At 65.2% G+C, this 21,364-nt stretch carries 23 protein-coding genes and 1 tRNA gene; 10 read left to right on the plus strand and 14 right to left on the minus strand.

Going from position 1 to position 21,364, the window contains the following annotated elements; genetic code table 11:
* The first annotated feature begins 2 nt into the window (after window positions 1-2).
* Together AC1RP5_RS19760 and AC1RP5_RS19765 are read left to right on the plus strand one after the other, a co-directional pair.
* On the plus strand, window positions 3-974 hold the full coding sequence (locus tag AC1RP5_RS19760; RefSeq protein WP_493113533.1) for an NAD(P)-dependent oxidoreductase: 972 nt from the start codon (window positions 3-5) through the stop codon (window positions 972-974).
* Entirely contained in the window at window positions 971-1,948 is a 978-nt protein-coding gene (locus tag AC1RP5_RS19765) for a Bug family tripartite tricarboxylate transporter substrate binding protein (RefSeq protein WP_493113535.1), read from the plus strand. Before AC1RP5_RS19760 ends, AC1RP5_RS19765 begins: the two co-directional genes overlap by 4 nt.
* A gap of 23 nt (window positions 1,949-1,971) precedes the next feature.
* Here AC1RP5_RS19765 and AC1RP5_RS19770 read toward each other — a convergent pair whose 3' ends face one another.
* Window positions 1,972-3,228, minus strand: a complete 1,257-nt coding sequence (locus AC1RP5_RS19770; protein WP_493113536.1) for an MFS transporter — start codon at window positions 3,226-3,228, stop codon at window positions 1,972-1,974.
* A gap of 43 nt (window positions 3,229-3,271) precedes the next feature.
* Complete coding sequence (locus tag AC1RP5_RS19775) at window positions 3,272-4,771, minus strand: flavin-containing monooxygenase (RefSeq protein ID WP_493113538.1); 1,500 nt, start codon at window positions 4,769-4,771, stop codon at window positions 3,272-3,274.
* Window positions 4,772-4,819: 48 nt separating this feature from the next.
* On the opposite strand from AC1RP5_RS19775, the gene AC1RP5_RS19780 reads away from it, so the two are divergent.
* Genes AC1RP5_RS19780 through AC1RP5_RS19790 form a run of 3 tightly spaced genes read left to right on the plus strand, consistent with a single transcriptional unit; the run spans window position 4,820 to window position 7,933 of the window.
* The gene (locus AC1RP5_RS19780) at window positions 4,820-5,860 is read left to right on the plus strand and encodes an SGNH/GDSL hydrolase family protein (protein WP_493113540.1); all 1,041 of its coding nucleotides are present in this window, start codon (window positions 4,820-4,822) and stop codon (window positions 5,858-5,860) included.
* Between the two features lie 13 nt (window positions 5,861-5,873).
* Entirely contained in the window at window positions 5,874-7,478 is a 1,605-nt protein-coding gene (locus AC1RP5_RS19785) for a GMC family oxidoreductase (protein WP_493113541.1), read from the plus strand.
* An 11-nt stretch (window positions 7,479-7,489) separates the two neighbouring features.
* The gene (locus tag AC1RP5_RS19790) at window positions 7,490-7,933 is read left to right on the plus strand and encodes a hypothetical protein (protein ID WP_493113543.1); all 444 of its coding nucleotides are present in this window, start codon (window positions 7,490-7,492) and stop codon (window positions 7,931-7,933) included.
* Between the two features lie 13 nt (window positions 7,934-7,946).
* Here the strand turns inward: AC1RP5_RS19790 and AC1RP5_RS19795 are convergent, their stop codons facing one another.
* The gene (locus AC1RP5_RS19795; RefSeq protein ID WP_493113544.1) at window positions 7,947-8,309 is read right to left on the minus strand and encodes a hypothetical protein; all 363 of its coding nucleotides are present in this window, start codon (window positions 8,307-8,309) and stop codon (window positions 7,947-7,949) included.
* A gap of 79 nt (window positions 8,310-8,388) precedes the next feature.
* On the minus strand, window positions 8,389-9,666 hold the full coding sequence (locus AC1RP5_RS19800) for an acyl-CoA dehydrogenase family protein (protein ID WP_493113546.1): 1,278 nt from the start codon (window positions 9,664-9,666) through the stop codon (window positions 8,389-8,391).
* A 148-nt stretch (window positions 9,667-9,814) separates the two neighbouring features.
* Between AC1RP5_RS19800 and AC1RP5_RS19805 the strand changes: the two genes are divergently transcribed.
* Window positions 9,815-10,411, plus strand: coding sequence for an acyltransferase (locus AC1RP5_RS19805; protein ID WP_493113548.1), 597 nt, complete (start codon window positions 9,815-9,817; stop codon window positions 10,409-10,411).
* 132 nt (window positions 10,412-10,543) lie between these two features.
* Here the strand turns inward: AC1RP5_RS19805 and AC1RP5_RS19810 are convergent, their stop codons facing one another.
* From AC1RP5_RS19810 to AC1RP5_RS19820, 3 genes are all read right to left on the minus strand, one after another.
* Window positions 10,544-10,957, minus strand: a complete 414-nt coding sequence (locus AC1RP5_RS19810) for an FKBP-type peptidyl-prolyl cis-trans isomerase (protein WP_493115225.1) — start codon at window positions 10,955-10,957, stop codon at window positions 10,544-10,546.
* 123 nt (window positions 10,958-11,080) lie between these two features.
* A complete protein-coding gene (locus AC1RP5_RS19815; RefSeq protein WP_493113550.1) occupies window positions 11,081-11,659 on the minus strand; it encodes a hypothetical protein in 579 nt (192 codons plus the stop codon).
* Window positions 11,660-11,858: 199 nt separating this feature from the next.
* Window positions 11,859-11,951: transfer RNA gene (locus tag AC1RP5_RS19820), tRNA-Ser, on the minus strand.
* Between the two features lie 148 nt (window positions 11,952-12,099).
* Here AC1RP5_RS19820 and argE point away from each other — a divergent pair.
* A complete protein-coding gene (argE, locus tag AC1RP5_RS19825; protein ID WP_493113552.1) occupies window positions 12,100-13,260 on the plus strand; it encodes an acetylornithine deacetylase in 1,161 nt (386 codons plus the stop codon).
* A 22-nt stretch (window positions 13,261-13,282) separates the two neighbouring features.
* Here the strand turns inward: argE and AC1RP5_RS19830 are convergent, their stop codons facing one another.
* The 6 genes from AC1RP5_RS19830 to AC1RP5_RS19855 all read right to left on the minus strand — a co-directional run bounded on the left by AC1RP5_RS19830 (window position 13,283) and on the right by AC1RP5_RS19855 (window position 18,262).
* Window positions 13,283-13,801: a Dps family protein gene (locus AC1RP5_RS19830; protein WP_493113554.1), complete on the minus strand. Its 519-nt coding sequence runs from the start codon at window positions 13,799-13,801 to the stop codon at window positions 13,283-13,285.
* A 74-nt stretch (window positions 13,802-13,875) separates the two neighbouring features.
* The gene (locus tag AC1RP5_RS19835; RefSeq protein ID WP_493113556.1) at window positions 13,876-14,307 is read right to left on the minus strand and encodes a DUF3574 domain-containing protein; all 432 of its coding nucleotides are present in this window, start codon (window positions 14,305-14,307) and stop codon (window positions 13,876-13,878) included.
* On the minus strand, window positions 14,308-14,934 hold the full coding sequence (locus AC1RP5_RS19840) for a glutathione S-transferase family protein (protein WP_493113558.1): 627 nt from the start codon (window positions 14,932-14,934) through the stop codon (window positions 14,308-14,310). It abuts the gene before it with no gap.
* Window positions 14,935-14,974: 40 nt separating this feature from the next.
* Complete coding sequence (locus AC1RP5_RS19845; RefSeq protein ID WP_493113560.1) at window positions 14,975-15,661, minus strand: DUF2076 domain-containing protein; 687 nt, start codon at window positions 15,659-15,661, stop codon at window positions 14,975-14,977.
* Between the two features lie 117 nt (window positions 15,662-15,778).
* A complete protein-coding gene (locus AC1RP5_RS19850; protein WP_493113561.1) occupies window positions 15,779-17,068 on the minus strand; it encodes a serine hydrolase domain-containing protein in 1,290 nt (429 codons plus the stop codon).
* A gap of 111 nt (window positions 17,069-17,179) precedes the next feature.
* Entirely contained in the window at window positions 17,180-18,262 is a 1,083-nt protein-coding gene (locus AC1RP5_RS19855; RefSeq protein WP_493113563.1) for a cyclase family protein, read from the minus strand.
* 116 nt (window positions 18,263-18,378) lie between these two features.
* Between AC1RP5_RS19855 and AC1RP5_RS19860 the strand changes: the two genes are divergently transcribed.
* Window positions 18,379-19,419, plus strand: a complete 1,041-nt coding sequence (locus AC1RP5_RS19860; RefSeq protein WP_493113565.1) for a CobW family GTP-binding protein — start codon at window positions 18,379-18,381, stop codon at window positions 19,417-19,419.
* Between the two features lie 73 nt (window positions 19,420-19,492).
* Complete coding sequence (locus tag AC1RP5_RS19865; protein WP_493113566.1) at window positions 19,493-19,882, plus strand: SRPBCC family protein; 390 nt, start codon at window positions 19,493-19,495, stop codon at window positions 19,880-19,882.
* A 10-nt stretch (window positions 19,883-19,892) separates the two neighbouring features.
* Here the strand turns inward: AC1RP5_RS19865 and AC1RP5_RS19870 are convergent, their stop codons facing one another.
* Window positions 19,893-20,519, minus strand: coding sequence for a glutathione S-transferase family protein (locus tag AC1RP5_RS19870; RefSeq protein WP_493113568.1), 627 nt, complete (start codon window positions 20,517-20,519; stop codon window positions 19,893-19,895).
* Window positions 20,520-20,596: 77 nt separating this feature from the next.
* Between AC1RP5_RS19870 and AC1RP5_RS19875 the strand changes: the two genes are divergently transcribed.
* Entirely contained in the window at window positions 20,597-21,349 is a 753-nt protein-coding gene (locus tag AC1RP5_RS19875; RefSeq protein ID WP_493113570.1) for a VOC family protein, read from the plus strand.
* Window positions 21,350-21,364 lie beyond the last annotated feature (15 nt).

Here is a 21,364-nt window from a genome sequence, read left to right on the forward strand (position 1 = left end):
TTATGGTTGAACGCGTACTCGTCGTCGGACCCAAAGACACCCTGTCGATGGTCGACGACCTCGCCCCCAAGGGCTACGAGATCGTCAAGGCATTGCACAATTCGCCGGAGCAGAAGGCTGCCCTGCCCGGCACCCACTATTTCGTGGGCTTCATCCAGCAGTATGTGACGCCGCAGCTCTTCAAGGATGCGCCGAATCTCAAGCTGATCCAGATGCTGAGCGCCGGCTACGACCGCGCCGATTTGGACGCGGCCCGCAAGAGCGGCGTGCCGCTGTGCGCCAACGGCGGCGCCAACTCGGTCGCGGTGTCCGAGCATGCGATGCTGCTGATGCTGTCGGTCTCGCGCCGGCTGATCACCCAGCACAGCAACGTCACCGCCGGCCGCTGGCACGGCAACTCCCCGCCGACCGTCCATGAGGTCCGCAACCGCGTGCTGGGCATCATCGGCCTCGGCACGATCGGCAAGAAGGTCGCCAAGCTGGCGCTCGCCTTCGGCATGATCGTCCACTACTACGACATCGCCCGCCTCAAGGAGGAAGAGGAAGACGCGCTCGGCGTCCGCTTCCGCCTGCTGCCCGAGATCCTGAAGCACTCGGACATCATCTCGCTGCACGTGCCATTGAACGATTCGACCCGGCACATGATCGGCAAGGACGAGCTGGCCGCCATGAAGAAGTCGGCGATCATCGTGAACACTTCGCGTGGTCCCGTGATCGACGAGAAGGCGATGACCGCCGCCCTCTCGGCCGGCAACCTGTTCGGCGCCGGCCTCGACGTGTTCGACGAGGAGCCGACCCCGCCGGACAATCCCCTCCTCAAGCTCGACAACGTCATCCTGACCGCGCACCTCGCCGGCCCGACGTTCGAGAGCAACATCACCCGCCTGCGCAACGGCTTCGACAACGTCCAGAGGGTTGCCCGCGGCGAGCCCGCGCTCTGGGTGGTGCCTGAACTACTGGAACCAAAGAAATGAGCCGGATTGCCCGTAGAACGCTTCTGGGAGCGGCGCTTGCCGCTCCCTTCATCGCCCGCGAGGGGTTTGCCCAAGGCGACTGGCCCAAGGGCCCCGTACGTTGGGTCGTGGCCTTCGCCGCCGGCGGCGCCGCCGACACGGTGGCACGCAACATCGGCCTGAGGGTCGGCGAAATCATCAACCAGCAGGTGATCATCGACAACCGCACCGGCGGCAATGCCGTGGTCGCGGCCAATGCGGTGCTGCAGGCGCCGCGCGACGGTCAGACCTTCCTGGTCGACGCCGCCAACCAGATCACCAACCCGTTCCTGATGAAGGACCTGCCGTTCGACTACATCCAGACCTGGATGCCGGTGTCGCTGCTCTCGACCTTCCCGCAGGTCGTCGCGGTGAAGCAGGATTTCCCGTCGAAGACCATTCAGGAATACATCGCCGCGGCCAAGGCCAAGCCCGGCACGATCAGCTACGGCACGCCGCCCGCGGCTGGCATGGCCCATATGGCGGGTGAAGAGCTGCAACGCCGGGCCGGAATCAAGCTGATCCACGTGCCCTACCGTGGCGGCGCCGACGCCGCGCGCGACATCGGTGCGGGCGCCGTCGATTCAGTGATCATCACCACCAACTCGATCCGCCCCCCGGTCGCCGCTGGCCGCGCCCGCGTGCTGGCCGTCACCAGCATCAAGCGCTCCGCGGCTTTCCCGGACGTGCCGACCCTGGCCGAGAGCGGTTATCCGGGCTTCGACCTGAACGACTGGAACGGGTTGTTCGCTGCCAGCGGCACGCCGCCGGCCCTGGTCGATCGTATGCAAGCCGTGGTGGCCGAGGCGATCAAGGACCCGAAGGTGAAGGAACGGCTCGATCCGACGGGAGCAGACCTCGTCTCCACGACGCCAGCCGAGTTCAAGACCTGGCTAACCGGCCAGCGCGAGCTTTTGGGCAAGCTGATCGCCGAGGCCGGCATCAAGCTCCAGTAAAGCCGGGAGACCCTGCAGGCAGCCTAGGCTGCCTGCAGCTTCAGGCGGTAGGTCTCGTCGAATTTCAGGATGGCGGCAAACGAGATGGCGGCGGCCGCCATGATCATGAAGGCCGGGCTGAAATCGTTCTCCGTCCGGTGCACCAGCCAGGTCGCGACCAGCGGGCTGAAGCCGCCCAGGATGCCCAGGGTCACGTTGTAGCCCAGCGCGATCGCCGTGCAGCGGATCTCGGCGGGCACGGCCTCGACCATCAGCGCCGGCTGGCCGCCGATGAAGGCGCCCACCGACAGCACGAAGCCGAGCTGCCCTAGCAGGATCAGCGTCGGATGGCCTTGATGCATCAGCCAGAAGAACGGCAGCGCACCGACGAAGCCCAGCGCCGCCGCGCTCAGCATCATCGGCCGCCGTCCGTAGCGGTCCGACAGCCAACCCATCAGGACCATGATCGGCAGCATCACGACCATGCTGGCAGAGTTGATGGCGAGCGCCGTGGCCGGTGCGACGCCGTCGGCGAACTGCAGCCAGCTCACGATGTAGACGAACATCAGGTAGAAGCCGACCGAATTGAACACCGAGAGTGCCGCGAGCTTGCCCAGCAGCGGACCATGGTTGCGGATCGTGTCGAGCAGCGGCGAGCGCGTCTTGGCTTCCCCGCGCGGCGCCTCATGGACATGACGGCGCAGGACTACGCCGGCAATGCCGACCACCAGTCCCAGCAGGAACGGCATGCGCCAGCCCCAGCTCTGCAGCGCCTGCTCGGACATCACCGAGGCCAGCAGCGCGCCGGTCGCCGAGCCCAGCAGGATGCCCGCGACGGCGCCGCAGCAGCCCAGGGCGCCGACGAAGGCGCGTCGGTTGGGCGGCGATTGCTCGATGATGAAGATGATCGAGGTCGTGTATTCGCCGCCAACCGACAGACCCTGCACCATGCGCAGGAGGGTCAGCAGGATCGGCGCGGCGATGCCCAGCGTCTGGTAGTCCGGCAGCACGCCGACCAGAAAAGTCGGGATGGCCATGGCCGCCACCGAAAATGTGAGCGCCGCGCGGCGGCCGAGCCTGTCGCCGATCGCGCCGATCACCGCGCCGCCGACGGGCCGCATCAGGAAGCCGACGGCAAAGATGCCGAACGCCGCCAGGACCTGCGCGACGGGGTCTTCGCTGGGAAAGAAGGCCCGCCCGATCGCGGCGGCGAAGTAGCCGTAGACCGCGAAATCGTACCATTCCAGCACGTTGCCGATGGCGCCGGCCGCAATGACCCTGCGCGTATTCCCCCGCTCCATCCCGCTCCCCCGAGCTTGCAGTCTGTCTCCTGGCGCCGGCCGATCAGCCGTAGACGAACGCCCCATCCTCCAGGTCGATGGCCGGAAAGACGTTCTTTTCGTTCCAGTAATCCTGCGTGTGCTGCCACTCCGGCTTGTCGCCGCGCTTGGGCAGCAGGTGCATGCCACGCATCAGGTAGCCCGGATTGAAGTTCTCCGGATCGATCCAGGGCAGCAGCGCCATGTCCTTGTCCTCGGGGCGCAGCGCGACCTCGACCTTGCGGGCCTGATGCTTGTCCATGTGGTCCAGCAGGCGGCAGACGAAGTCGCCGACGAGGTCGGCGCGCAGGGTCCAGCTCGCACGGAAATAACCGAACACCCAGGCCATGTTGGGCACGCCGGTGAACATCATGCCGCGATAGGTCACGGTGTTTGCGAAATCGACGGGCTTGCCGTCGACGGTGAAGGCGATGTCGCCCATCACCGACAGGTGGAAGCCGGTTGCCGTCACGATGATGTCGGCCTCCAGCACCTTGCCCGACTTGAGCAGGATGCCCTCCGGCACGAAGCGGTCAATCTCGTCGGTCTCGACCGAGGCCTTGCCGGCGCGGATCGCCTTGAACAGGTCGCCCTCGGGCACGAACGCGATGCGCTGCTGCCATGGCCGATAGCTCGGCGTGAAATGCGGCTCCATCGGGAAGTCCGGGCCGACATGGGCGCGGACGCCGGCCAGCAGCTCGCCCCGGACCTTGTCGGACTCCTCGAAGGCGCGGCGCGTGAACACCGACTGGTCGTGCAGGATCTTGCGGCGCACGATCTCGTGGATCCACTCCTCGTCGACCTCGAGCTGACGCAGCGTCTCGGCGAGCTCGATGGCGTTGCGGCCGGGAATGAAATAGGTCGGCGTCCGCTGCAGCATCGTGACGTGGCCGGCCTTGTCGGCCATCGCCGGGATGACCGTCGCGGCGGTGGCGCCGGAACCGATCACGACGATCTTCTTGCCCGCGTAGTCGAGAGTCTCCGGCCAGTTCTGCGGATGGATGGTCTGGCCCTTGAAGCTCTCCATGCCCTTCCATTCCGGCGTGTAGCCGACCGAATGGCGGTAGTAGCCCTGGCACATCCACAGGAAGTTGGCGGTGAAGCGGACCGCCTCGCCCGTGTCGGTGCGCACGCCGTCGATCGTCCAGAGATTGTCCTTGCTCGACCATGTGGCGGAGTCGATGCGGTGGCGATAGCGGATGTGCCGCGCCAGGTCGTTCTCCTCGATGACCTCGCCCATGTAGGTCTTGATCTCGTGCGCGGTCGCGATCGGCTTGCCCTTCCACGGCTTGAAGCGATAGCCGAAGGTGTGCAGGTCGCTGTCGGAGCGGATGCCGGGATACTTGTGAGTGAGCCAGGTGCCGCCGAAGCTCTCCTGCGTCTCCAGGATCACGAAGCTGCGGTCGGGCGACTGATGCGTCAGGTGATAGGCGCCGCCGATGCCTGAAATGCCGGCGCCGACGATAAGGACGTCGAAATGCTCGGTCTTCGTGGCGGCGGGCCTGGCGAGGCTGGTATCCGGCATGGGAACGCTCTTTCTTCGCTGATACTCTGCCGCCAGTCTTGCTTGAACATGAGCGTCGAAGCCAGCCCCCAGGTGCCACGATCCGAAACCGGCCAGAAAGCGCCCCGGAAAATCCGGGCTGCCCTGGCGGGTGTCCTGGTCGTGGTTGCCCTGGCCGTGGGACTGGGTCTCGCGGAGGGACTGACGCGCCTCTTTCTCCCCGCCTTCGAGCCGTCGGGGCGGTTTGAGTTCACCTATCCGGTGGGTTCGCTCATGCTCGGCCAGCCTGGCACCGATGCCCGACAAGCCAAGAATACCGGCGATTACGACGTCTCGGTCCGCATAAACGCGCACGGCCTGCGCGATTCTGGCAACGTCGCGACCGCCGGGGGCGACGACATCCTCGTCGTGGGCGATTCCTTCACCTGGGGTTGGGGCGTCGAAGCAAAGGAGCGGTTCTCCGACCGGCTCCAGGCGCTGACCGGGCGGCAGACCTTCAATCTGTCGACGCCAACTGACCTCGACGGCTACGCCGCCCTTCTGGCCTATGCCCGGACCCTGGGCTCGAAGGCCGGCCGGGTCGTGGTCGCCATCTGCATGGAGAACGACCTCCACGCCTACCGTGGTACTCCGGCGGGCGCCGCGCCGTCCTCTGGCGGCTTTTCGCTCCGGAACTGGCTGTCGGGCCACTCAGCTTTCTATCTCTTCGCCCTGACGGTCGTTCACCAGACGCCCTGGCTGCGGGCCGTCGCGGTCGAGGCCGGCCTGATCGTCCCGAACCTGGAGGGTATCACCAGGAACGAGTACGCCCCCGCGGTCATCGAAGTCTCGGCCAACAAGCTCCAGGCGATCGCCGAGCGCTATCGCACGCTCGTCGTGCTGATCCCGTCGCGCGCGCTCTGGGTCGGCAACTCCCGCGCCGTCGAGGACCGCATCCACACGGCCTTCGTGGTGGCCCTGCAACGTCGTGGCATCGACGTGCTGGACCTGCAGCCGCTCATGGAGGCACAAGGAACGCCGCTTGCTTACCACTTCGCCAACGACGGACACTGGAACCCTAAGGGCCACGCGCTTGCCGCCGAAGCCATAAGCCAGCATCTCGCCCGCTAACGGAAACACGCTCATGCACGACAAGGTCGACGTCCTCATCATCGGTTCCGGCGCCTCGGGCGCCGCGATGGCCTGGAGCCTGGCAGACACCAAGATGCGGATCCTCTGCCTCGAGCAGGGTGACTGGGTGAAGCCGACCGATTACCCGACCAACGGCCGCGACTGGGAAGCCCGCCTGTTCAGCGACTTCGCCATCAATCCGAACCGCCGGGCGCGCGAGACCGACTACCCGATCAACAACGGCACCTCGCCGATCCAGGTCGTGAACTTCAACGGCGTCGGCGGCAGCACCATCATGTACACGGCGCACTATCCGCGCCTGCATCCGTCCGACTTCCGGGTGAAGACGCTGGACGGCGTGGCCGACGACTGGCCCGTCGACTACGCCACCCTGGATCCGTTCTTCGCCGAGAACGACCGCATGATGGGCGTGGCGGGCCTCTCGGGCGATCCGGCCTACCCCCATCACGACCTGCCGATGCCGCCGCTGCCGCTCGGCAAGACCGGCAAGTGCTTCGGCGAGGCGATGAACAAGCTCGGCTGGCACTGGTGGCCTTCGGACTCCGCCATCGCCACGACCGAATATGACGGCCGCGCGCCCTGCATCAATCTCGGCCACTGCACGCCGGGCTGCGCCCAGGGCGCCAAGGCCAGCACCGACGTCACCTATTGGCAGCATGCACTCCGCGCCGGCGTCGAGTTGCGCACGCGTGCGCGGGTCCGCGAGATCACGGTCGGCCCCGATGGTCTCGCGACCGGCGCGATCTACTACGATGCGGACGGCAAGGAGCATTTCCAGCCGGCCGAGATGGTGATCGTCGCCTGCAACGGCATCGGCACGCCCCGCCTTCTGCTCAATTCGGTTTCGGGCAAATTCCCCAACGGCATCGCCAATTCGAGCGGGCTCGTCGGCAAGAACCTGATGTTCCATCCGTTCGCCCACACCTACGGCTATGTCGACGAACCGATCGACGGCAACACCGGCGCGCAGCTCTCGCTGTGGAGCCAGGAATTCTACGAGACCGACCGGGCTCGGGGCTTCGTGCGCGGCTACACGCTGCAGCTCCACCGTGGCGCCGGCATGATTGTCGACGCGATCGCCAACACCGCGCGCGGCTTCCTGCCGTGGGGCGAGGCCCATCACGACGTCTACCGCACGATCTTCAATCGCAAGCTCGGCCTCTCGGCGATCTGCGAGGACCTGCCCGAGGAGCACAACCGGGTCACGCTCGATCCGGTGCTGAAGGACAGCAACGGCATTCCCGCGCCGAAGATCGAGTACAAGCTCAGCGAAAACACCAAGAAGATGATCGCCCACGGCGTCGCGCGCTCGAAGGAGATCCTGGAGGCCGCCGGCGCGAAGAACATCGGTGGCGAAGCCCCGATGCTCAATGCCGGCTGGCACCTAATGGGCACCGCGCGCATGGGCATCGATCCCGAGCGGTCCGTGGTCAACGAATGGGGCCGCAGCCACGACGTGAAGAACATGTTCGTCATCGACGGCAGCATCTGGGTCACGTCGGGCGGCGTGAACCCAACCTCCACCATCCAGGCGCTGGCGCTCTACATCGCCGACAACATCAAGCGGCGCCTTGCCGACGCCACGCTCTTCGACTGAGGCCGATCGACATGAAATACGAGACCCTGACCGACGCCGAAGCCCGCGACCTGCGCGTGCTGGCCGGCATCATGATCCCCGCCAGCAGCACTCATGGCGTGCCCGGCGCCGACGACGAGCTGATCTTCGCGGACATTGTCAAAAGCCTGGAACGCGATACCGCCGACGCAAAGACGGCGCTGAAGCAGCTCGCCACGCTGTCGGAGGGCGCGTTTGCCGACCTCGCAGCGGAACGTCGTGCCGAGATCGCCAGCCGCTTCAAGCAGGAAGGCGGTGCACCGCTCTTCGCGCTCAATCGCGTGGTGCTGCTCTGCTACTACCGCGACGACCGCGTGATGCGCGCGCTCGGCCAGGAGCCGCGCTCGCCCTTCCCCAAGGGCCATGTCGTCGACCAGGGCGACTGGTCGCTGCTCGATCAGGTGAGGAAGCGCGCGCCGATCTGGCGTCGCGTCTAGGCGCGAAAGCCCGTCAGCCCTGCCCGCGCGCCTTCAGCACGTAGCGCATGGCGCGGAAGCTCGAATCCCGCTGGATCGCCGCGGTGATCCTCGGATCGCCGTAGGGATTGCTGAGGGCATTGAGCACATCGGTCTGCGTCTGACAGGACGCCGCGACATTGGCCGCAAGCGACTGCGCGCTGTTGCTGTAGGCATCCGCCAAATGGACGTTTGCGGCCAGGCAGTTATCGCGAGCCTCGTAGGCATCGTCGATGCTCTTCATGAGCTTCGGATCAGACAGGCCTGCACCCCGTAAAGACGTCGCCGCCTCGCAGCCGCCCAGCAGGAACGGGAGTGCCACGAGGGCCGCTTGCAGGGATGTCCTAGTCGCCTTCATCCGGTCTTCCAGTCTCGTCAACTAACGCAACAAAATTACGTCGGGTCCGGCCTGTCAAGGCCGGACCCGACGCACCGTCCTAGTGGCGGCTGATCTCGGCGCGGCCGACGACCATGTGATGAACCTCGTCCGGGCCGTCCGCGAAGCGCAGGTGACGCTGGTTCATGTACATTTCCGACAGCGGCGACCACTGCGAGATACCGGTGGCGCCGTGGATCTGCATCGCCTGGTCGATGATCAGGCAGGCCTTCTCCGGCACCATCGCCTTGACCATGCTGATCCAGACGCGGGCCTCGCGATGGCCCAGCACGTCCATCGCCTTGGCAGCCTTCAGCACCATGAGGCGCATCGCCTCGATCTCGATGCGGGCACGGCTGACCACTTCCAGGTTCTTGCCCAGCGCGATCAGCTGCTTGCCGAACGCGGTGCGGGTCGAGCCACGCTTGACCATCAGGTCGAGCGCCTTCTCGGCGGCGCCGATCGACCGCATGCAGTGATGGATACGGCCCGGTCCGAGGCGGACCTGGCTGATCTCGAAGCCACGGCCCTCGCCCAGCAGCATGTTCGAGGCCGGCACCCGGCAATTGTTGAACTTGAGGTGCATGTGGCCGCGCGGCGCATGGTCATGGCCGAACACGGTCATCGGTCCGACGATCTCGAGGCCCGGCGTGCCGATCGGCACCAGGATCTGCGACTGCTGGAACTGCGGCGAGGCGTCAGGGCTGGTCTTGCACATGACGATCATGATCTTGCAGCGCGGGTCGCCGGCGCCGGAGATGTAATACTTCTCGCCATTCAGCACCCACTCGTCGCCGACCAGCTCGGCGCGCGTGGCGATGTTCTTGGCATCCGAAGAGGCGACGCCCGGCTCGGTCATGGCGTAGGCCGAGCGGATCTCGCCGTTCAGCAGCGGCTTCAGCCACTTTTCCTTCTGCTCGGGCGTGCCGACCTTCTCCAGCACTTCCATGTTGCCGGTGTCGGGCGCCGAGCAGTTCAGCGACTCGGACGCGAGCTGGTACTTGCCCAGTTCGGCGGCGATGTAGGCGTAGTCCAGATTGGTGAGACCGCGGCCGATCTCCGAATGCGGCAGGAAGAAATTCCACAGGCCCGAAGCCTTGGCCTTGTTCTTGGCGCCCTCGAGCAGTTCGAGCTGGCCCGGCGCCCAGCTCCAGCGGTCCTTGCGGCCCTCGCCCAGACGGAAGAACTCCTCGGTGATCGGCGCGACGTTCTCGGCGATATGCGCTTTCACGGCGTCGAACAGGGGCTGCGCCTCCTTCGACATCGCAAGGTTGTTCAGTTCGGCGTCGAGATCGGGGCGGACCGGCTTCTTGGTCGCTGCCGCTGCCTTCTGGGTCATTTACGTTTCCTCGGGTTCAGTCGATCGGGCTTTTAAGTGCGCCCAATCCCTACAGACCTGAGATTTCCGGTCAATCCCGCTGTGGTTCCGCCTGCCGACGCAATTGCCGTCAGTACGCAGTAATGCGGGCACCTGTAATGTGGCGTCCATGAGCCTGAACATCGTGAACCAGGGCGTTCACAACACCATCTCCTGCTCGAAGGACGATTCGCGCCTTCACGGCAAAATCACAGCCCGCGGGAGTGGAAACCACGTCGCCATCGGACCAGGCGCCGCGGCGTACAATCTCCAACTGAACCTCGGCTCCAACTGCAAAGTCCTCATCGGCAAGGGCTGCTCACTCGGCGGGCTTTTCATCCACGCCGAGGAAAAGGCCGAGGTCGTGATCGGGCAGAAAACCGGCATCACCGGCCTCGTGCGGGTGATGCTTCACGAACCGGGCCGGATCCAGATCGGCACCGGCTGCCTGTTGGCCGCCGACATCGACATTACGGTGAGCGACATGCACTCGATCGTCGAAGTCGAGAGCGGCAAGCGCATCAATCCGGCGCGCAACGTCACCATCGAGGACCGCGTCTGGCTGGGCCAGCGCACGATGGTCCTCAAGGGCTCGCATATCGAAGCCGGCTCGATCATCGGCGCGGGCAGCATCGTGGCCGGCCACATTCCGGGAAATTCGCTGGCGGTCGGGATTCCAGCCAAGGTCACGAAGACCGGCGTGACCTGGGACCCGCGGCTGCTCTAGGCCGGCAACTTCGACATTGCTGCAACTTCGCGCCCCGACCTCCGCTGCAGGCGAACACCGCTGGCGTTAAAGGCGTCGCACAGCTCGTCGATGGCGCCATGAGGTTGGCAAATCAACCCGACACGAAGGTGCTTACTTGATGCCCAGCAGCTCGACGTCGAAAATCAGCGTGGCGTTGGGCGGTATGACGCCACCGGCGCCCCGTCCTCCATAGCCAAGTTCGGGAGGGATGATCAGCGTTCGCTTGCCGCCGACCTTCATGGTCGCGACACCCTCGTCCCAGCCGCCGATGACGTGCTGCATGCCGATGGGAAACTCGAAGGGCGAGCCGTGGTCGACGGAAGAATCGAATTTCCGGCCTTTCGTGCCCCCTTCGTAGAGCCATCCAGTGTAGTGCATGACACAGGTCTGGCCGGTCTTGGGGCTCGCGCCCGTGCCGACGGTCGTGTCGATGATTTTCAGGCCGCTCTCGGTCGTCATGGCTTTTCCTTGCGTTTGCGCGCCAGCCGGGCCGGCCGCGGCGAAAGTTGCGGTCGCGATAATCACGCGGCGGGTCACTGACGTGAGCTTGTCCTCGAAAAGATCGCGTGCGTGTACAGCGATACGAAACAAGGGCGACGAAGCCAACCCCGATTACGACGATCTTGAGTGCCTGCGCCTCGGGTAGCGTTAAACACCCAAAGGGGCGTCCTGACCGACAATCTGCTTGTAAAGCGCCCGCACCTCGTCCGAGACGCGCTGGGTATCTTCCTTCAGATTGCGCGGCGTGATCGCGATGAAGGCAATCTCCCAGTTGTCAGGTTTGGGCACGCCAACTTTCGGCACGAAGGCATGCGGGGCGCCGGGTGCGTTGTGGAAGTGGCCGCCATCGACCACCGGCGTCATCATCGCCTTGCCACTTTCATCAATCGAAAAGCCTTCCGCCTCGCCCACGACATACATCGGGAACTGATCGGTGCGGCTGGCGCTATGTGCGTGAAGCTCGACTTTCGGCAGGAACACCGCCGCGACGCCCCGGCCGTGCTTGTTCTGGCCCAAACGCCACGGGCCCGGCCCGGTCAAATCCGGGGCGGCGGACAAATGATATTCCTTTCGGGCCAGAACGGCCCGCAAGGCGTCCTTCGGGTTGAAGTCGGGGCCGGCCGAAGCGCGGGCCTTGCTGAAATCCTCGTAAACAGACTTCATCCACTGAAGCTCGTCATCGGCCAGTTCGTGATCGAGAATCGGGAGAGTCGCGCGATCGGGCATGGAAGGCTCCGCTTATTCGTTATTCTGTCTCTCTATCTATCCGGGATTCCCCAGACGGTGAGCGAAGTCTGCCGCTCGTTGAGAGAGACGAAAAGTGGATTCGAGGAGCGAGCGAGGTCGGAAAGTGCTGTCGCAAATACCCGCCAATACTTGCTTTCGCGTCCTCAATTGGGCCGGAGACTGCTCGCGAGGCAGAGAATGGCGGAGGGGATGGGATTCGAACCCACGATAGGGATTATCTCCCTATAACGGTTTAGCAAACCGCCGCCTTCGGCCACTCGGCCACCCCTCCGCAGACCCGTTAAGACCCCGGCGACCATAACCACGACGGATGCCGGGCGGTTCTAGCGGCGGCGACCGGGAGTGTCAAACGACAGGGCGATTTCATAAGTATTTACAGGCCCTTGGCGCATTGGCCTGAAGCGTGCGACGCTCCGGCCATGACATCTGCCTCGATCGACATGCTCCAGCGCCTGGTCGCGTTCGACACCACCTCGCGTAATTCCAACCTCGACCTGATCAAGTACATCCAGGGTTACCTGGACGAGCACGGGATCCGGAGCACGCTGGTCCCCAACGAGGAAGGCACCAAGGCCAACCTGTTCGCTTCGGTCGGCCCCGAGAGCGAAGGCGGCATCGTCCTCTCGGGACATACCGACGTCGTGCCGGTCGACGGCCAGCCCTGGGACACCGATCCGTGGACCTTGACCGAGAAGGCCGACGGCAATCTCTACGGCCGCGGCACCTGCGACATGAAGGGCTTCATCGCCGCCTGCCTCGCCCACGTCCCTGCCCTCAAGAAGGCCAAGCTGAAGGTGCCGATGCACTTCGCCTTCAGCTACGACGAGGAGATCGGCTGCCTCGGTGCCCATTCGCTGGTCGAGAAGCTGGTCGGCAACGTGCCGCGTCCGCAGGCCGTCATCGTCGGCGAACCCACCATGATGGGCGTCGTGAACGCGCAGAATGCCGGCGGCGGCATCATCGCCACCTTCACCGGCGTCGAAGCCCACTCCTCCATGACGCATCTTGGCGTCAGCGCCATCCACTTCGCCGGCGACTTCATCCACTGGCTGAACGAGCTGCAGGTCGAGCTCTCGGGGCGCAAGCGCACCGACATCGACACCGTGCCGGGCCACACGACGATCAACGTCGGTATCGTGACCGGCGGCACGGCAGGCAACATCCTCGCGCGCGAGTGCACGCTGAACTGGGGCTATCGTACCCTACCCGGCGACGATCCCTGGGAAGTGCAGCGCCGTGCCGAAGCCTATGTCGCCGAGCTGCTGCTGCCGAAGATGAAGGCCAAGCATCCCGACGCCGACATCAAGATCAAGCGCCGCTCCTTCGTCCCGGGGCTGATGCCGCAGGAGAACGAGGAGGCCGCCAAGCTCGCGCTGCAATGGACCGGTGGCAATCGCACCTACGCGGTGCCGTACGGCACCGAGGCCGGCATCTTCCGCAGCCACGGCATCCCGACCGTCATCTGCGGCCCGGGCGACATCTCGCAGGCTCACCAGCCCAACGAGTTCGTCGCGAAGTCGCAGATGGATGCCTGCGACGCCTTCATTTCGAAGATGATCGGCTGGGCCGAGCGCCAGTAGCGCTCGCCTCTCTCCGTCGCTCTCAGCCTTCAGTGCGGCGCGTCGTCTCGAACAGGAACCAGACGCGCTTCTCGGTCTCGTCGATCCAGTTCTCGATCAGGCTCGCGGTCGCGATGTCGTTGTGCTCGTCGCACAGCTCATGGAGCGTGCGCATGTGGACGCAGAGCTGCTTGTTGTCCTCACGCAGCTCCGCGAGCATGTCGAGCGGTGTCACGTAGTCGGCATCGTTGTCGAGCACGCGCTGCAGGCGGGAGATATGCCCGATCGAACGCAGGGTCGTGCCGCCGAGCTTGCGCACGCGCTCGGCGATCACGTCGGTCATGGCGTCGATCTCGGTCGCCTGCTCGTCGAGCATCAGGTGATAGTCGCGGAAGTTCGGCCCCGACATGTGCCAGTGGAAGTTCTTGGTCTTCCAGTAGAGCGCCGCCACATCAGCCAGGAGGATGTTGAGGCCGCCGGTCAGGTCCTTCGTGGCGTTGGCGCCGAGGTCTGTCGGGGTGGCGAGCGCGGCGGTCTTGCGCGATTTGATGTCCTTGGCCATGGGCTGGATCTCCTGGAGATGGCTTGTCCGTTTGAAATCTAACGCGGTTCGGCGAGCCCGTGAACCGCGGCTTGTCAGCCGGCGCAGACCGGCCGCTCGACCCTGAAGACCTCGTGCTGACCGAAGCGCTTCCTGTAGGTCTCGACGATCGCAGCGACCTTCGCCTGATGCGCCGGCGCATCGAACACGACGATCACCAGCAGCTTCGTGCGCTCGGCGCCGATGACGCCGGCCGGATCGCGGTGCTGGCCCCTCGCATCGATCACGGTAAGGCCGGCCGGAAACTGCGGCGTCACGGTCTCGGACAGGAACGCCGCCCATTCGAGGTCGCTGACCTCGCCGCCCGACGGTTTGCCGCGCCCGAAGTACAGGTTCACTTCGAGCGCCGGCTGGAGCGATGCCGCACAGGGGGATGACGCCGTCTGAGGCATCGGCTGCGCGCAGGCGGCAAGCGCCAGGGCGAGCGAAGCCGCCCCGAGCGCGCCGAGCCAGGACCGGACCGGCATCTAGTTCAGGTACGGAACGGCCATGCCCTTGGTGACGGCGGGACGGGCGTTCACGATGTCGTACCAGCGCTTCACATTGGGGAAGTCCGCCAGGTTCACCGTGTGCCACTCGTGGCGCGCCGCCCAGGGGAAGATCGACATGTCGGCGATGGTGTAGTCCTCGCCCGCCACGAAGGCGTTGCCCGCGAGCTGCTTGTCGAGCACGCCATAGAGGCGCTTGGCTTCGTCGACGTAGCGCTTGATGCCGTATTCGATCTTGGAGGGAGCCGCGCGCAGGAAGTGATGCGCCTGTCCCAGCATAGGGCCAAAGCCGCCCATCTGCCACATCAGCCACTGGATCGAATCGTAGCGCTTGGCGCCGTCGGCCGGCAGGAACTTCTTCGTCTTGTCGGCGAGATAGATCAGGATCGCGCCGGATTCGAACACGCTGTACGGCTTGCCGCCCGGACCGTCGGGATCGAGAATCGCCGGAATGCGATTGTTCGGGCTGAGGCGCAGGAACTCGGGCTTGTGCTGTTCGCCCTTCGAGATGTCGATCTTGTGCACACTGTAGGGAAGCCCGCACTCCTCGAGCATGATGGAAATCTTGCGGCCGTTCGGCGTGCCCCACGTGTGAAGCTCGATCATCTCTCTCATCCCCCATTATTTACACAAATCGAAAGCCCGTTCAGGCCCAGCTGTCGTCGTCCCCAGCACCGCCGCCGCTGCCATCGTCGAGCGATGCGGTGTCGTAATTGTCGTCGGCTCCATTGTCGGTTCCCGACTGGTCGTCGGCATAGGCCTGCTGCTGCGGCGACGTCGCATCCGGCGGCAGCAATTCGGGCGGCGTGGCGCCGCTTCCCATTGCCCCCTGTTGCTGACCGAACGGCCCGGGATTGCTGCCCATCAGGCCACGGATACCTTCGAACAGCAGCGCGCCACCGGCGACGCCGGCGGCCGTCATCATGGCCGTGCGCAGGAAGCTGCCGCCGCCCGCCGCCTGCTGCTGTTGCGGCGCAACGGCAGCCTGCAGCGGCGAGCGTGTGGACGGAACAGGCGAAGGCGCGGGTCCGTTCGGCGCGGCTTGAGCGGCCGGCGCGCCCCACGGTCCGACCCTCGGCGCACTGCCCAGGAAACCGGCTCCCGCCTGCGGCGCGGCAGCGGCTTTCGCTTCCAGTTCGGTAATGCGCTCTTGTGCTGCCTTCAGCGCCTGCTCCTGGACCAACACGGTCTGCACCAGCAGATAGGCTGAAGCCGGCTGCTTGGACGCCCGGTCCCAGATGAACTGTTCGGCCTCGCCGTCGCGCGGCTGCGTCTCGAACGGCTTCAGCCGATCGAACAGTCCCGAGATCAGGTCGCGTTCCTGCTGCTGCATGACAAGGCCTCCTGCCCCGCACACGGTTGGGGCTCCGCCAACGTGGTTGTCCGCTGGCGGAGCGTCAAGGGCGGCCGGCGAACGATGCCGGCCCTCTCATTGAAGTTATTGTTGCGGTCAGTTCACCATCGCCTGGTAGACGAGGTCGCGCATCAGGTAGCGGTAGCGCAGACGGGCCTGCGGCGACTGCATCATGAAGATCACGTACATGCGCTCGCGCGGGTCGTGCCAGAAGTAGGTGCCGTAGGCGCCGCCCCAGAAATAGTCGTTCGGCGAACCGGGCAGCGGGTTCACGCCCTGCACGTTGCGCACGGCGAAGCCGAGGCCAAAGCCCTGCCCCATGTTGGCGCTGGGCTCCAGCGCCTCGAAGCGGAACATGTCGGCGCCCATCTTGACGTCGGGCGGCAGCGCGTCGGCCGTCATCAGGTCGATGGTCTTGCGCGAGACCAGGCGCACGCCGTCGAGCTGGCCGCCATTGGCGAACATCTGGAGGAAACGGGCGTAGTCGGCCGCGGTCGAGACCATGCCGCCGCCGCCGGAGCGCCAGGTGAACTTCTCGGTGATGTCGGGGATCGCCGGCAGCTCGTTCTTCGGCCCCTCCTTCATCGGCTTGGCGCCGCGCGCCTTCTTGTCGGCGCTGGCCTCGAAGGCAGTGTCGCCCATCTTCAGCGGCTTGGTGATCCGCTCCTCGATGAACTTGTCGAGCGGCATGCCGGAGGCGACCTCGACGACGCGACCCAGCACGTCGGTCGACATCGAATATTCCCAGGTCGTACCGGGCTGGTAGAGCAGCGCGAGCTTGCCAAGCTTGTCGGCCATCTCGGCATTGGTCTGGTTGCGATCGGCGACCTTCATGTCGAGATAGGACTGCTTCACCTGGTTGGCGCCGACGGCGCCATAGGTGAGACCGGACGTGTGGCGCATCAGGTCGTGCACCGTCATCGGCCGGTATTGCGGCTCGAGCACCATCTCGACCGTGCCGTCATCCTTCTTCTTCGGCACCGCGACCTTGGTGTCGGTGAAGGCCGGAATGTAGGTCGACACGCGATCGGCGAGCGTGAGCTTGCCCTCCTCCATCAGCATCATCGCGGCCAGGGTCACGATCGGCTTGGTCATAGAGGCGATGCGGAAGATCGTGTCGTTGGTCATCGCGACCTTGGCGTCCTTGTCGCGGAAGCCATAGGACTCGAACATCACGATCTTGCCGTTGCGGGCGATCAGGACGACCGCGCCCGGCAGCTCGTTGTTCTTCACGCCCTCGTTCATGCGGTCGCTGAGGCGCTTCAGGCGGGTCGAGAGGAAACCCACTTCCTCGGGCGACTGCACCTTGGGGATTCCTTGCGCGCCGGCCGGCAACGCAAGCACGACTCCGAGCGCCGCGGCGGCGGCCAGACGAACCATCGACATCTTGAACTCTCCTCCCGAACTTTGTGGCATCAAAGCGCCGGACCGTGCTCGAACGCAAGCCCGACCTGCCGCACACCTCGCGGGAGAGTTCTGCCGCCGCGTGGCGCCCGATCAGGTCACCGCGATCGGGCCGCCGTTCGATCCCGTCGCGCCCCGGATCGGAGCCGGCGAGAAGATGTAGGCGAACTGGTACTTGCGATCGGCGATCAGCGCCGTGAAGTCCAGGTTCTCGTGGTTGAAGATGCCGTTCTTGGTGATCAGCTCGGCATGGACCGGGAAGATCAGGTCCTTGTTCGGATTGGGCACCACTTCGGTCGCCCAGGTATCGGCGCCGGTGAGCGCGATGCCCTTGTCGATGAACCACTTGGCGGCTTCCATCCCGATGCCGGGCTCGCCGCCGTTGAACTTGTCGTTGTTCTTCATCCAGAGCTTGCCCCAGCCGGTGTTGAAGAACACGGCATCGCCTTCCTTGATGTCGGCTTCCTGCATGTTCTGCTTCTGCAGCGTGGCTTTGAGGTCGGCGACGGTGATCTCCTGCCCAGCCTCCATGGGTGCGCCCTTCAGCGCCTCGACGTCGAACAGGTGCCCGCGCGTGAAAAACGGCTTCACGTTCTCGATGCCGAGCTTCTTCATGCCATAGGCGCCGTTCATTTCTTGATCGGTTACGCCGTTGTAGTAACGCATCTCGTTCTTGTCGCCGTCCTTGCCCATCTGGATGCCGATATGGGCGAGGCCGTCGAACTGGGTGCCGGTCTGGCCGATCTCGGTCGACAGGAACTCGTCGTTGTAGATCAGCTTGTTGGCGCCATATGGGCCGCCCGTGGGGCTGCCCGGGATACGCAAGGTAAAGGCGCGCTCGCCGAACTTGGGCATGGCCGATTCGTAGATCCGGCCGATGCGATAGATCTTGCCGTCCTTGATCAGCTTCACCGTGTCGAGGACCTTGGTCGGCGTCATGTAGTTGGAAGCGCCGGCCTGGTCGTCCTTGCCCCACTTGGGATGCGGCCACCAAGCCGCGCTCGACAGTGCAGGCGCCTGGGCGACCTGCTGTGCATGCGCGACGCCAGCGGCCAGCGTGCCGGCGGCAACCGCGCCGCCCACGAGGCCCGCCGTCAGGAAGGAGCGACGGTCTTCGTCGATCTCCTGCTGCGGCCGCTTGAGCTCTTCCTTGTCCTGAAGATATCTCGAGTCCATGGACGCCCCTCCTTTTATGCTTGTTGATCCGGGAAGCGTCATACCCTCAGGTTGTAGCGTCAAGGCAGAAGCGCCATCGTTATCTTGTTACATATGCAAATCACGAGGATGTCACGATGAGCCTGTTCGACCGTGACAAGTCGGCCGAGCGCATGCCGGTGACGCTGATCACCGGCTTCCTCGGCAGCGGCAAGACCACCCTGCTCAACCGCGTCCTGGGCGATCCGCGCATGGCTAGAAGCCTCGTGCTGGTGAACGAGTTCGGCGAGGTCGGGCTCGACCATCTCTTCATGGAGCAGGTCGGCGGCGACATGGTGTTGCTGCAATCGGGTTGCGTGTGCTGCACCATCCAGGGCGATCTCGACAAGACCTTGCGCGACATCGCGCGTCGCCGCGCCCGGGACGAGACGCCGCCCTTCGACCGCGTGCTGCTGGAGACGACCGGCCTCGCCGATCCCGCGCCGATTCTGCAGTTGCTGCTCAATAACCCGATGATCAGTCACGACTATCGCCTGGACGGTGTCGTGACGACGGTCGATGCCGTGAACGGTGCGCGGCAACTCGACGAGCACCCCGAGGCGGTGAAACAGGCCGCAGTCGCCGACCGGCTGCTGATCAGCAAGACCGACCTCGCCGAGATCGCCGCCAGCGCCGGGTTGCGCGCACGGCTGACAGGTCTCAATCCCGGTGCGGCCCTCTTCGAGATCGTGCAGGGCGATGTCGATCCGGCCCTGCTGTTCGACTCAGGCCCATTCGATCCCTCGGGCAAGAGCGACAAGGTTAAGGCGTGGCTCAATGCTGAAGCCCATGATCATGGACACGATCACGCGCACCATCACGACCGGTCGCGGCACGACGCCCATATCGGCTCCTTCTGCCTCACTTTCGAGAAGCCGTTGGACTGGGATCTTTTCAATCGCTGGCTGATGGCCGTGCGTGCGGCCTGGGGTGACCGGCTGCTGCGCGTAAAAGGCGTGCTCGACGTCGTCGGCGAAAGCCAGCCGCTGGTGATCCACGGCGTGCACCGGACCTTCCATCCGCCCACCCTGCTCGCCCGCTGGCCCGACGCGGACCGTCGGTCCAGGCTGGTGTTCATCACCCGCGACCTCGACCGTGCGACCGTGGAAGCGAGCTGGGCCGAGATGCAGGAGGCCTGACGACCATGTCCGGAAACCGCCAGACGCCGGCGGCGAGCGTCATCATGTTTGTCCTCCACGAAGGAGAAACTTGATGGCAACGCTGCAAAAGGAAATTCCCGTCACGGGCAACGCGACCCAGGTCTGGAACGCGCTGCGCGATTTCGGCGCGGTCCACACCCGGGTGGCACCGGGCTTCCTGACGGCGCTGCAGATGGACAAGGGCGACCGGCTGGTGACGTTTTTCAACGGCATGGTGGCACGCGAACGTCTGATCACCTGCGATGAGGAGAATTGCCGGCTGGTCTATGCCGTCGTCGAGGGACGGGCCAGCCACTACAACGCCGCCGTTCAGGTCTTCCCCGAAGGCGACGGCAGCCGGATCGTCTGGACGATCGACCTGCTGCCGGACGAGCTTGCGCCAGTGGTCGGCGCAATGATGGATCAGGCGGCCCCCGCCCTGAAGAAGACGTTGGCCGCCTGAACCGGGTCGACTAGGCGGCGTCCTGCTTGGGCAGAACGTCTTCGTACTTCTTGAAGCCCGGCAGCTTCTCCATCCGGGCCATCCACGCCTTCACGTTGGCGTAGGGCGTGAGGTCGATCGCGCCCTCTTCGCAATAGGCCACGTCGCCATAGACGGCGACGTCGGCGATGGTCGCCTCGCTGCCAACCAGGAAGTCGGACTTGGCGAGCGCGCCGTCGAGCACCTTCAGCGCGTCGCCCGCCTGGTTGACGTACATCTGGTGGACGTTGTCGTCGGCCTTCATGAAGCCGCGCTTGATCGCCCGGGGCCGGTAGATGTTCGAGGCCAGGCGGTCGAACTCCCAGAACAGCCACTCGCGCACGCGCGCCTTTTCCTCGGCCGTCTTGCCGCCCATCTTGCCGAACTTGTCGGCGAGATAGAGCAGGATCGAGCCCGACTGGCAGAGCTTGAGGTCGCCGTCGACCAGCGCCGGCACCTGGCCGAAGCGGTTGATGGCGAGATAGTCCGGCTGCTTGTGCGCGCCGGCCCGCAGGTCGACATGCTTGTAGGCAAAGGACTGGCCCATCAGGGACATGGCGAGACCCGCCTTGTAGGTCGGGCCGCTCAGCCAGATACCGTAGAGCGTCATCTTGGACATGGTTCGATTCTCCCTTTGATTTCAGGTGCCTCAGCATCGCACTTGAGCAGGGTGGGTGTAAGCCTATATGAGCGGGCATGAAAATTTCAGCACGCGATATCGACCACCTCTCCCTGACGGCGTCGGACCCGGCGGAAATCGCCAACCGGCTGGGCCAGCTCGGCTTCAATCTCACCCCCGATGGCGTCGAGCCGCGCTGCATCTGCTTCCAGCCCGACCGCGACGACATCCCCAACTACATCGAGCTGCTGCAGGGCGACCCGGCGCTGGTCTCCCTGGCCCTCAACGTCCCCGAACTCGAGGGCGAGGAGCGCACGCATGCCTGGGAGACCGAGGACGGGTTCGAGGTCGATGCCGGCGTCGTGGTCGGCGAGAGCGCGGGCCCCCTGCCCTGGTTCCCGGTGAAGCACGAGACGCCCGACGCCTTCATGGAGCCGGAATGGATCGTCCATCCCAACGGCGCGCTGGGCATGATGGCCATCCACGCTGTTGCCGAGAAGCCCAAGGAGACCGCCAAGGCGCTGAAGGCGGCCTGGGGCGCCACGGTCGAGGAGATCTTCGACGGCTGCACGATGGTGAAAGCGGGTTCCGTCGAACTGCTGATCTGGTCGCCGCTGGCCTTCCAGCTCGAGTACAAGGCGCTCGAGATGATGCCGCCGAGCGAGCTGCCCGCGGTCGTCGGCGCCGCCGTCGCCGTCGAGCGGGCGCGCCCGCTGCAGGGCCTGCTCAGCGCCAACAACGTGCCCTTCGCCCTGGCCGAGGGCGACCGCGTGCTGGTCGCGCCGGAGCAGACCGGCGGCCTGATGATCGAGTTCATCCCGCAGAACTGACGCCAGCCTTGGCGA

The organism is Reyranella sp. GW821-FHT12G01 (genome assembly GCF_058806575.1).

Coding starts and splice junctions, on each gene's coding strand:
- AC1RP5_RS19865 (WP_493113566.1), top strand. CDS start 19,493: ATGGCAACGCTGCAAAAGGAAATTCCCGTCACGGGCAACGCGACCCAG.
- AC1RP5_RS19790 (WP_493113543.1), top strand. CDS start 7,490: ATGAAATACGAGACCCTGACCGACGCCGAAGCCCGCGACCTGCGCGTG.
- AC1RP5_RS19800 (WP_493113546.1), bottom strand. CDS start 9,666: ATGACCCAGAAGGCAGCGGCAGCGACCAAGAAGCCGGTCCGCCCCGAT.
- AC1RP5_RS19835 (WP_493113556.1), bottom strand. CDS start 14,307: ATGCCGGTCCGGTCCTGGCTCGGCGCGCTCGGGGCGGCTTCGCTCGCC.
- AC1RP5_RS19795 (WP_493113544.1), bottom strand. CDS start 8,309: ATGAAGGCGACTAGGACATCCCTGCAAGCGGCCCTCGTGGCACTCCCG.
- AC1RP5_RS19775 (WP_493113538.1), bottom strand. CDS start 4,771: ATGCCGGATACCAGCCTCGCCAGGCCCGCCGCCACGAAGACCGAGCAT.
- AC1RP5_RS19760 (WP_493113533.1), top strand. CDS start 3: ATGGTTGAACGCGTACTCGTCGTCGGACCCAAAGACACCCTGTCGATG.
- AC1RP5_RS19805 (WP_493113548.1), top strand. CDS start 9,815: ATGAGCCTGAACATCGTGAACCAGGGCGTTCACAACACCATCTCCTGC.
- argE (WP_493113552.1), top strand. CDS start 12,100: ATGACATCTGCCTCGATCGACATGCTCCAGCGCCTGGTCGCGTTCGAC.
- AC1RP5_RS19840 (WP_493113558.1), bottom strand. CDS start 14,934: ATGATCGAGCTTCACACGTGGGGCACGCCGAACGGCCGCAAGATTTCC.
- AC1RP5_RS19850 (WP_493113561.1), bottom strand. CDS start 17,068: ATGTCGATGGTTCGTCTGGCCGCCGCCGCGGCGCTCGGAGTCGTGCTT.
- AC1RP5_RS19860 (WP_493113565.1), top strand. CDS start 18,379: ATGAGCCTGTTCGACCGTGACAAGTCGGCCGAGCGCATGCCGGTGACG.
- AC1RP5_RS19780 (WP_493113540.1), top strand. CDS start 4,820: ATGAGCGTCGAAGCCAGCCCCCAGGTGCCACGATCCGAAACCGGCCAG.
- AC1RP5_RS19785 (WP_493113541.1), top strand. CDS start 5,874: ATGCACGACAAGGTCGACGTCCTCATCATCGGTTCCGGCGCCTCGGGC.
- AC1RP5_RS19770 (WP_493113536.1), bottom strand. CDS start 3,228: ATGGAGCGGGGGAATACGCGCAGGGTCATTGCGGCCGGCGCCATCGGC.
- AC1RP5_RS19765 (WP_493113535.1), top strand. CDS start 971: ATGAGCCGGATTGCCCGTAGAACGCTTCTGGGAGCGGCGCTTGCCGCT.
- AC1RP5_RS19870 (WP_493113568.1), bottom strand. CDS start 20,519: ATGTCCAAGATGACGCTCTACGGTATCTGGCTGAGCGGCCCGACCTAC.
- AC1RP5_RS19855 (WP_493113563.1), bottom strand. CDS start 18,262: ATGGACTCGAGATATCTTCAGGACAAGGAAGAGCTCAAGCGGCCGCAG.
- AC1RP5_RS19830 (WP_493113554.1), bottom strand. CDS start 13,801: ATGGCCAAGGACATCAAATCGCGCAAGACCGCCGCGCTCGCCACCCCG.
- AC1RP5_RS19875 (WP_493113570.1), top strand. CDS start 20,597: ATGAAAATTTCAGCACGCGATATCGACCACCTCTCCCTGACGGCGTCG.
- AC1RP5_RS19845 (WP_493113560.1), bottom strand. CDS start 15,661: ATGCAGCAGCAGGAACGCGACCTGATCTCGGGACTGTTCGATCGGCTG.
- AC1RP5_RS19815 (WP_493113550.1), bottom strand. CDS start 11,659: ATGCCCGATCGCGCGACTCTCCCGATTCTCGATCACGAACTGGCCGAT.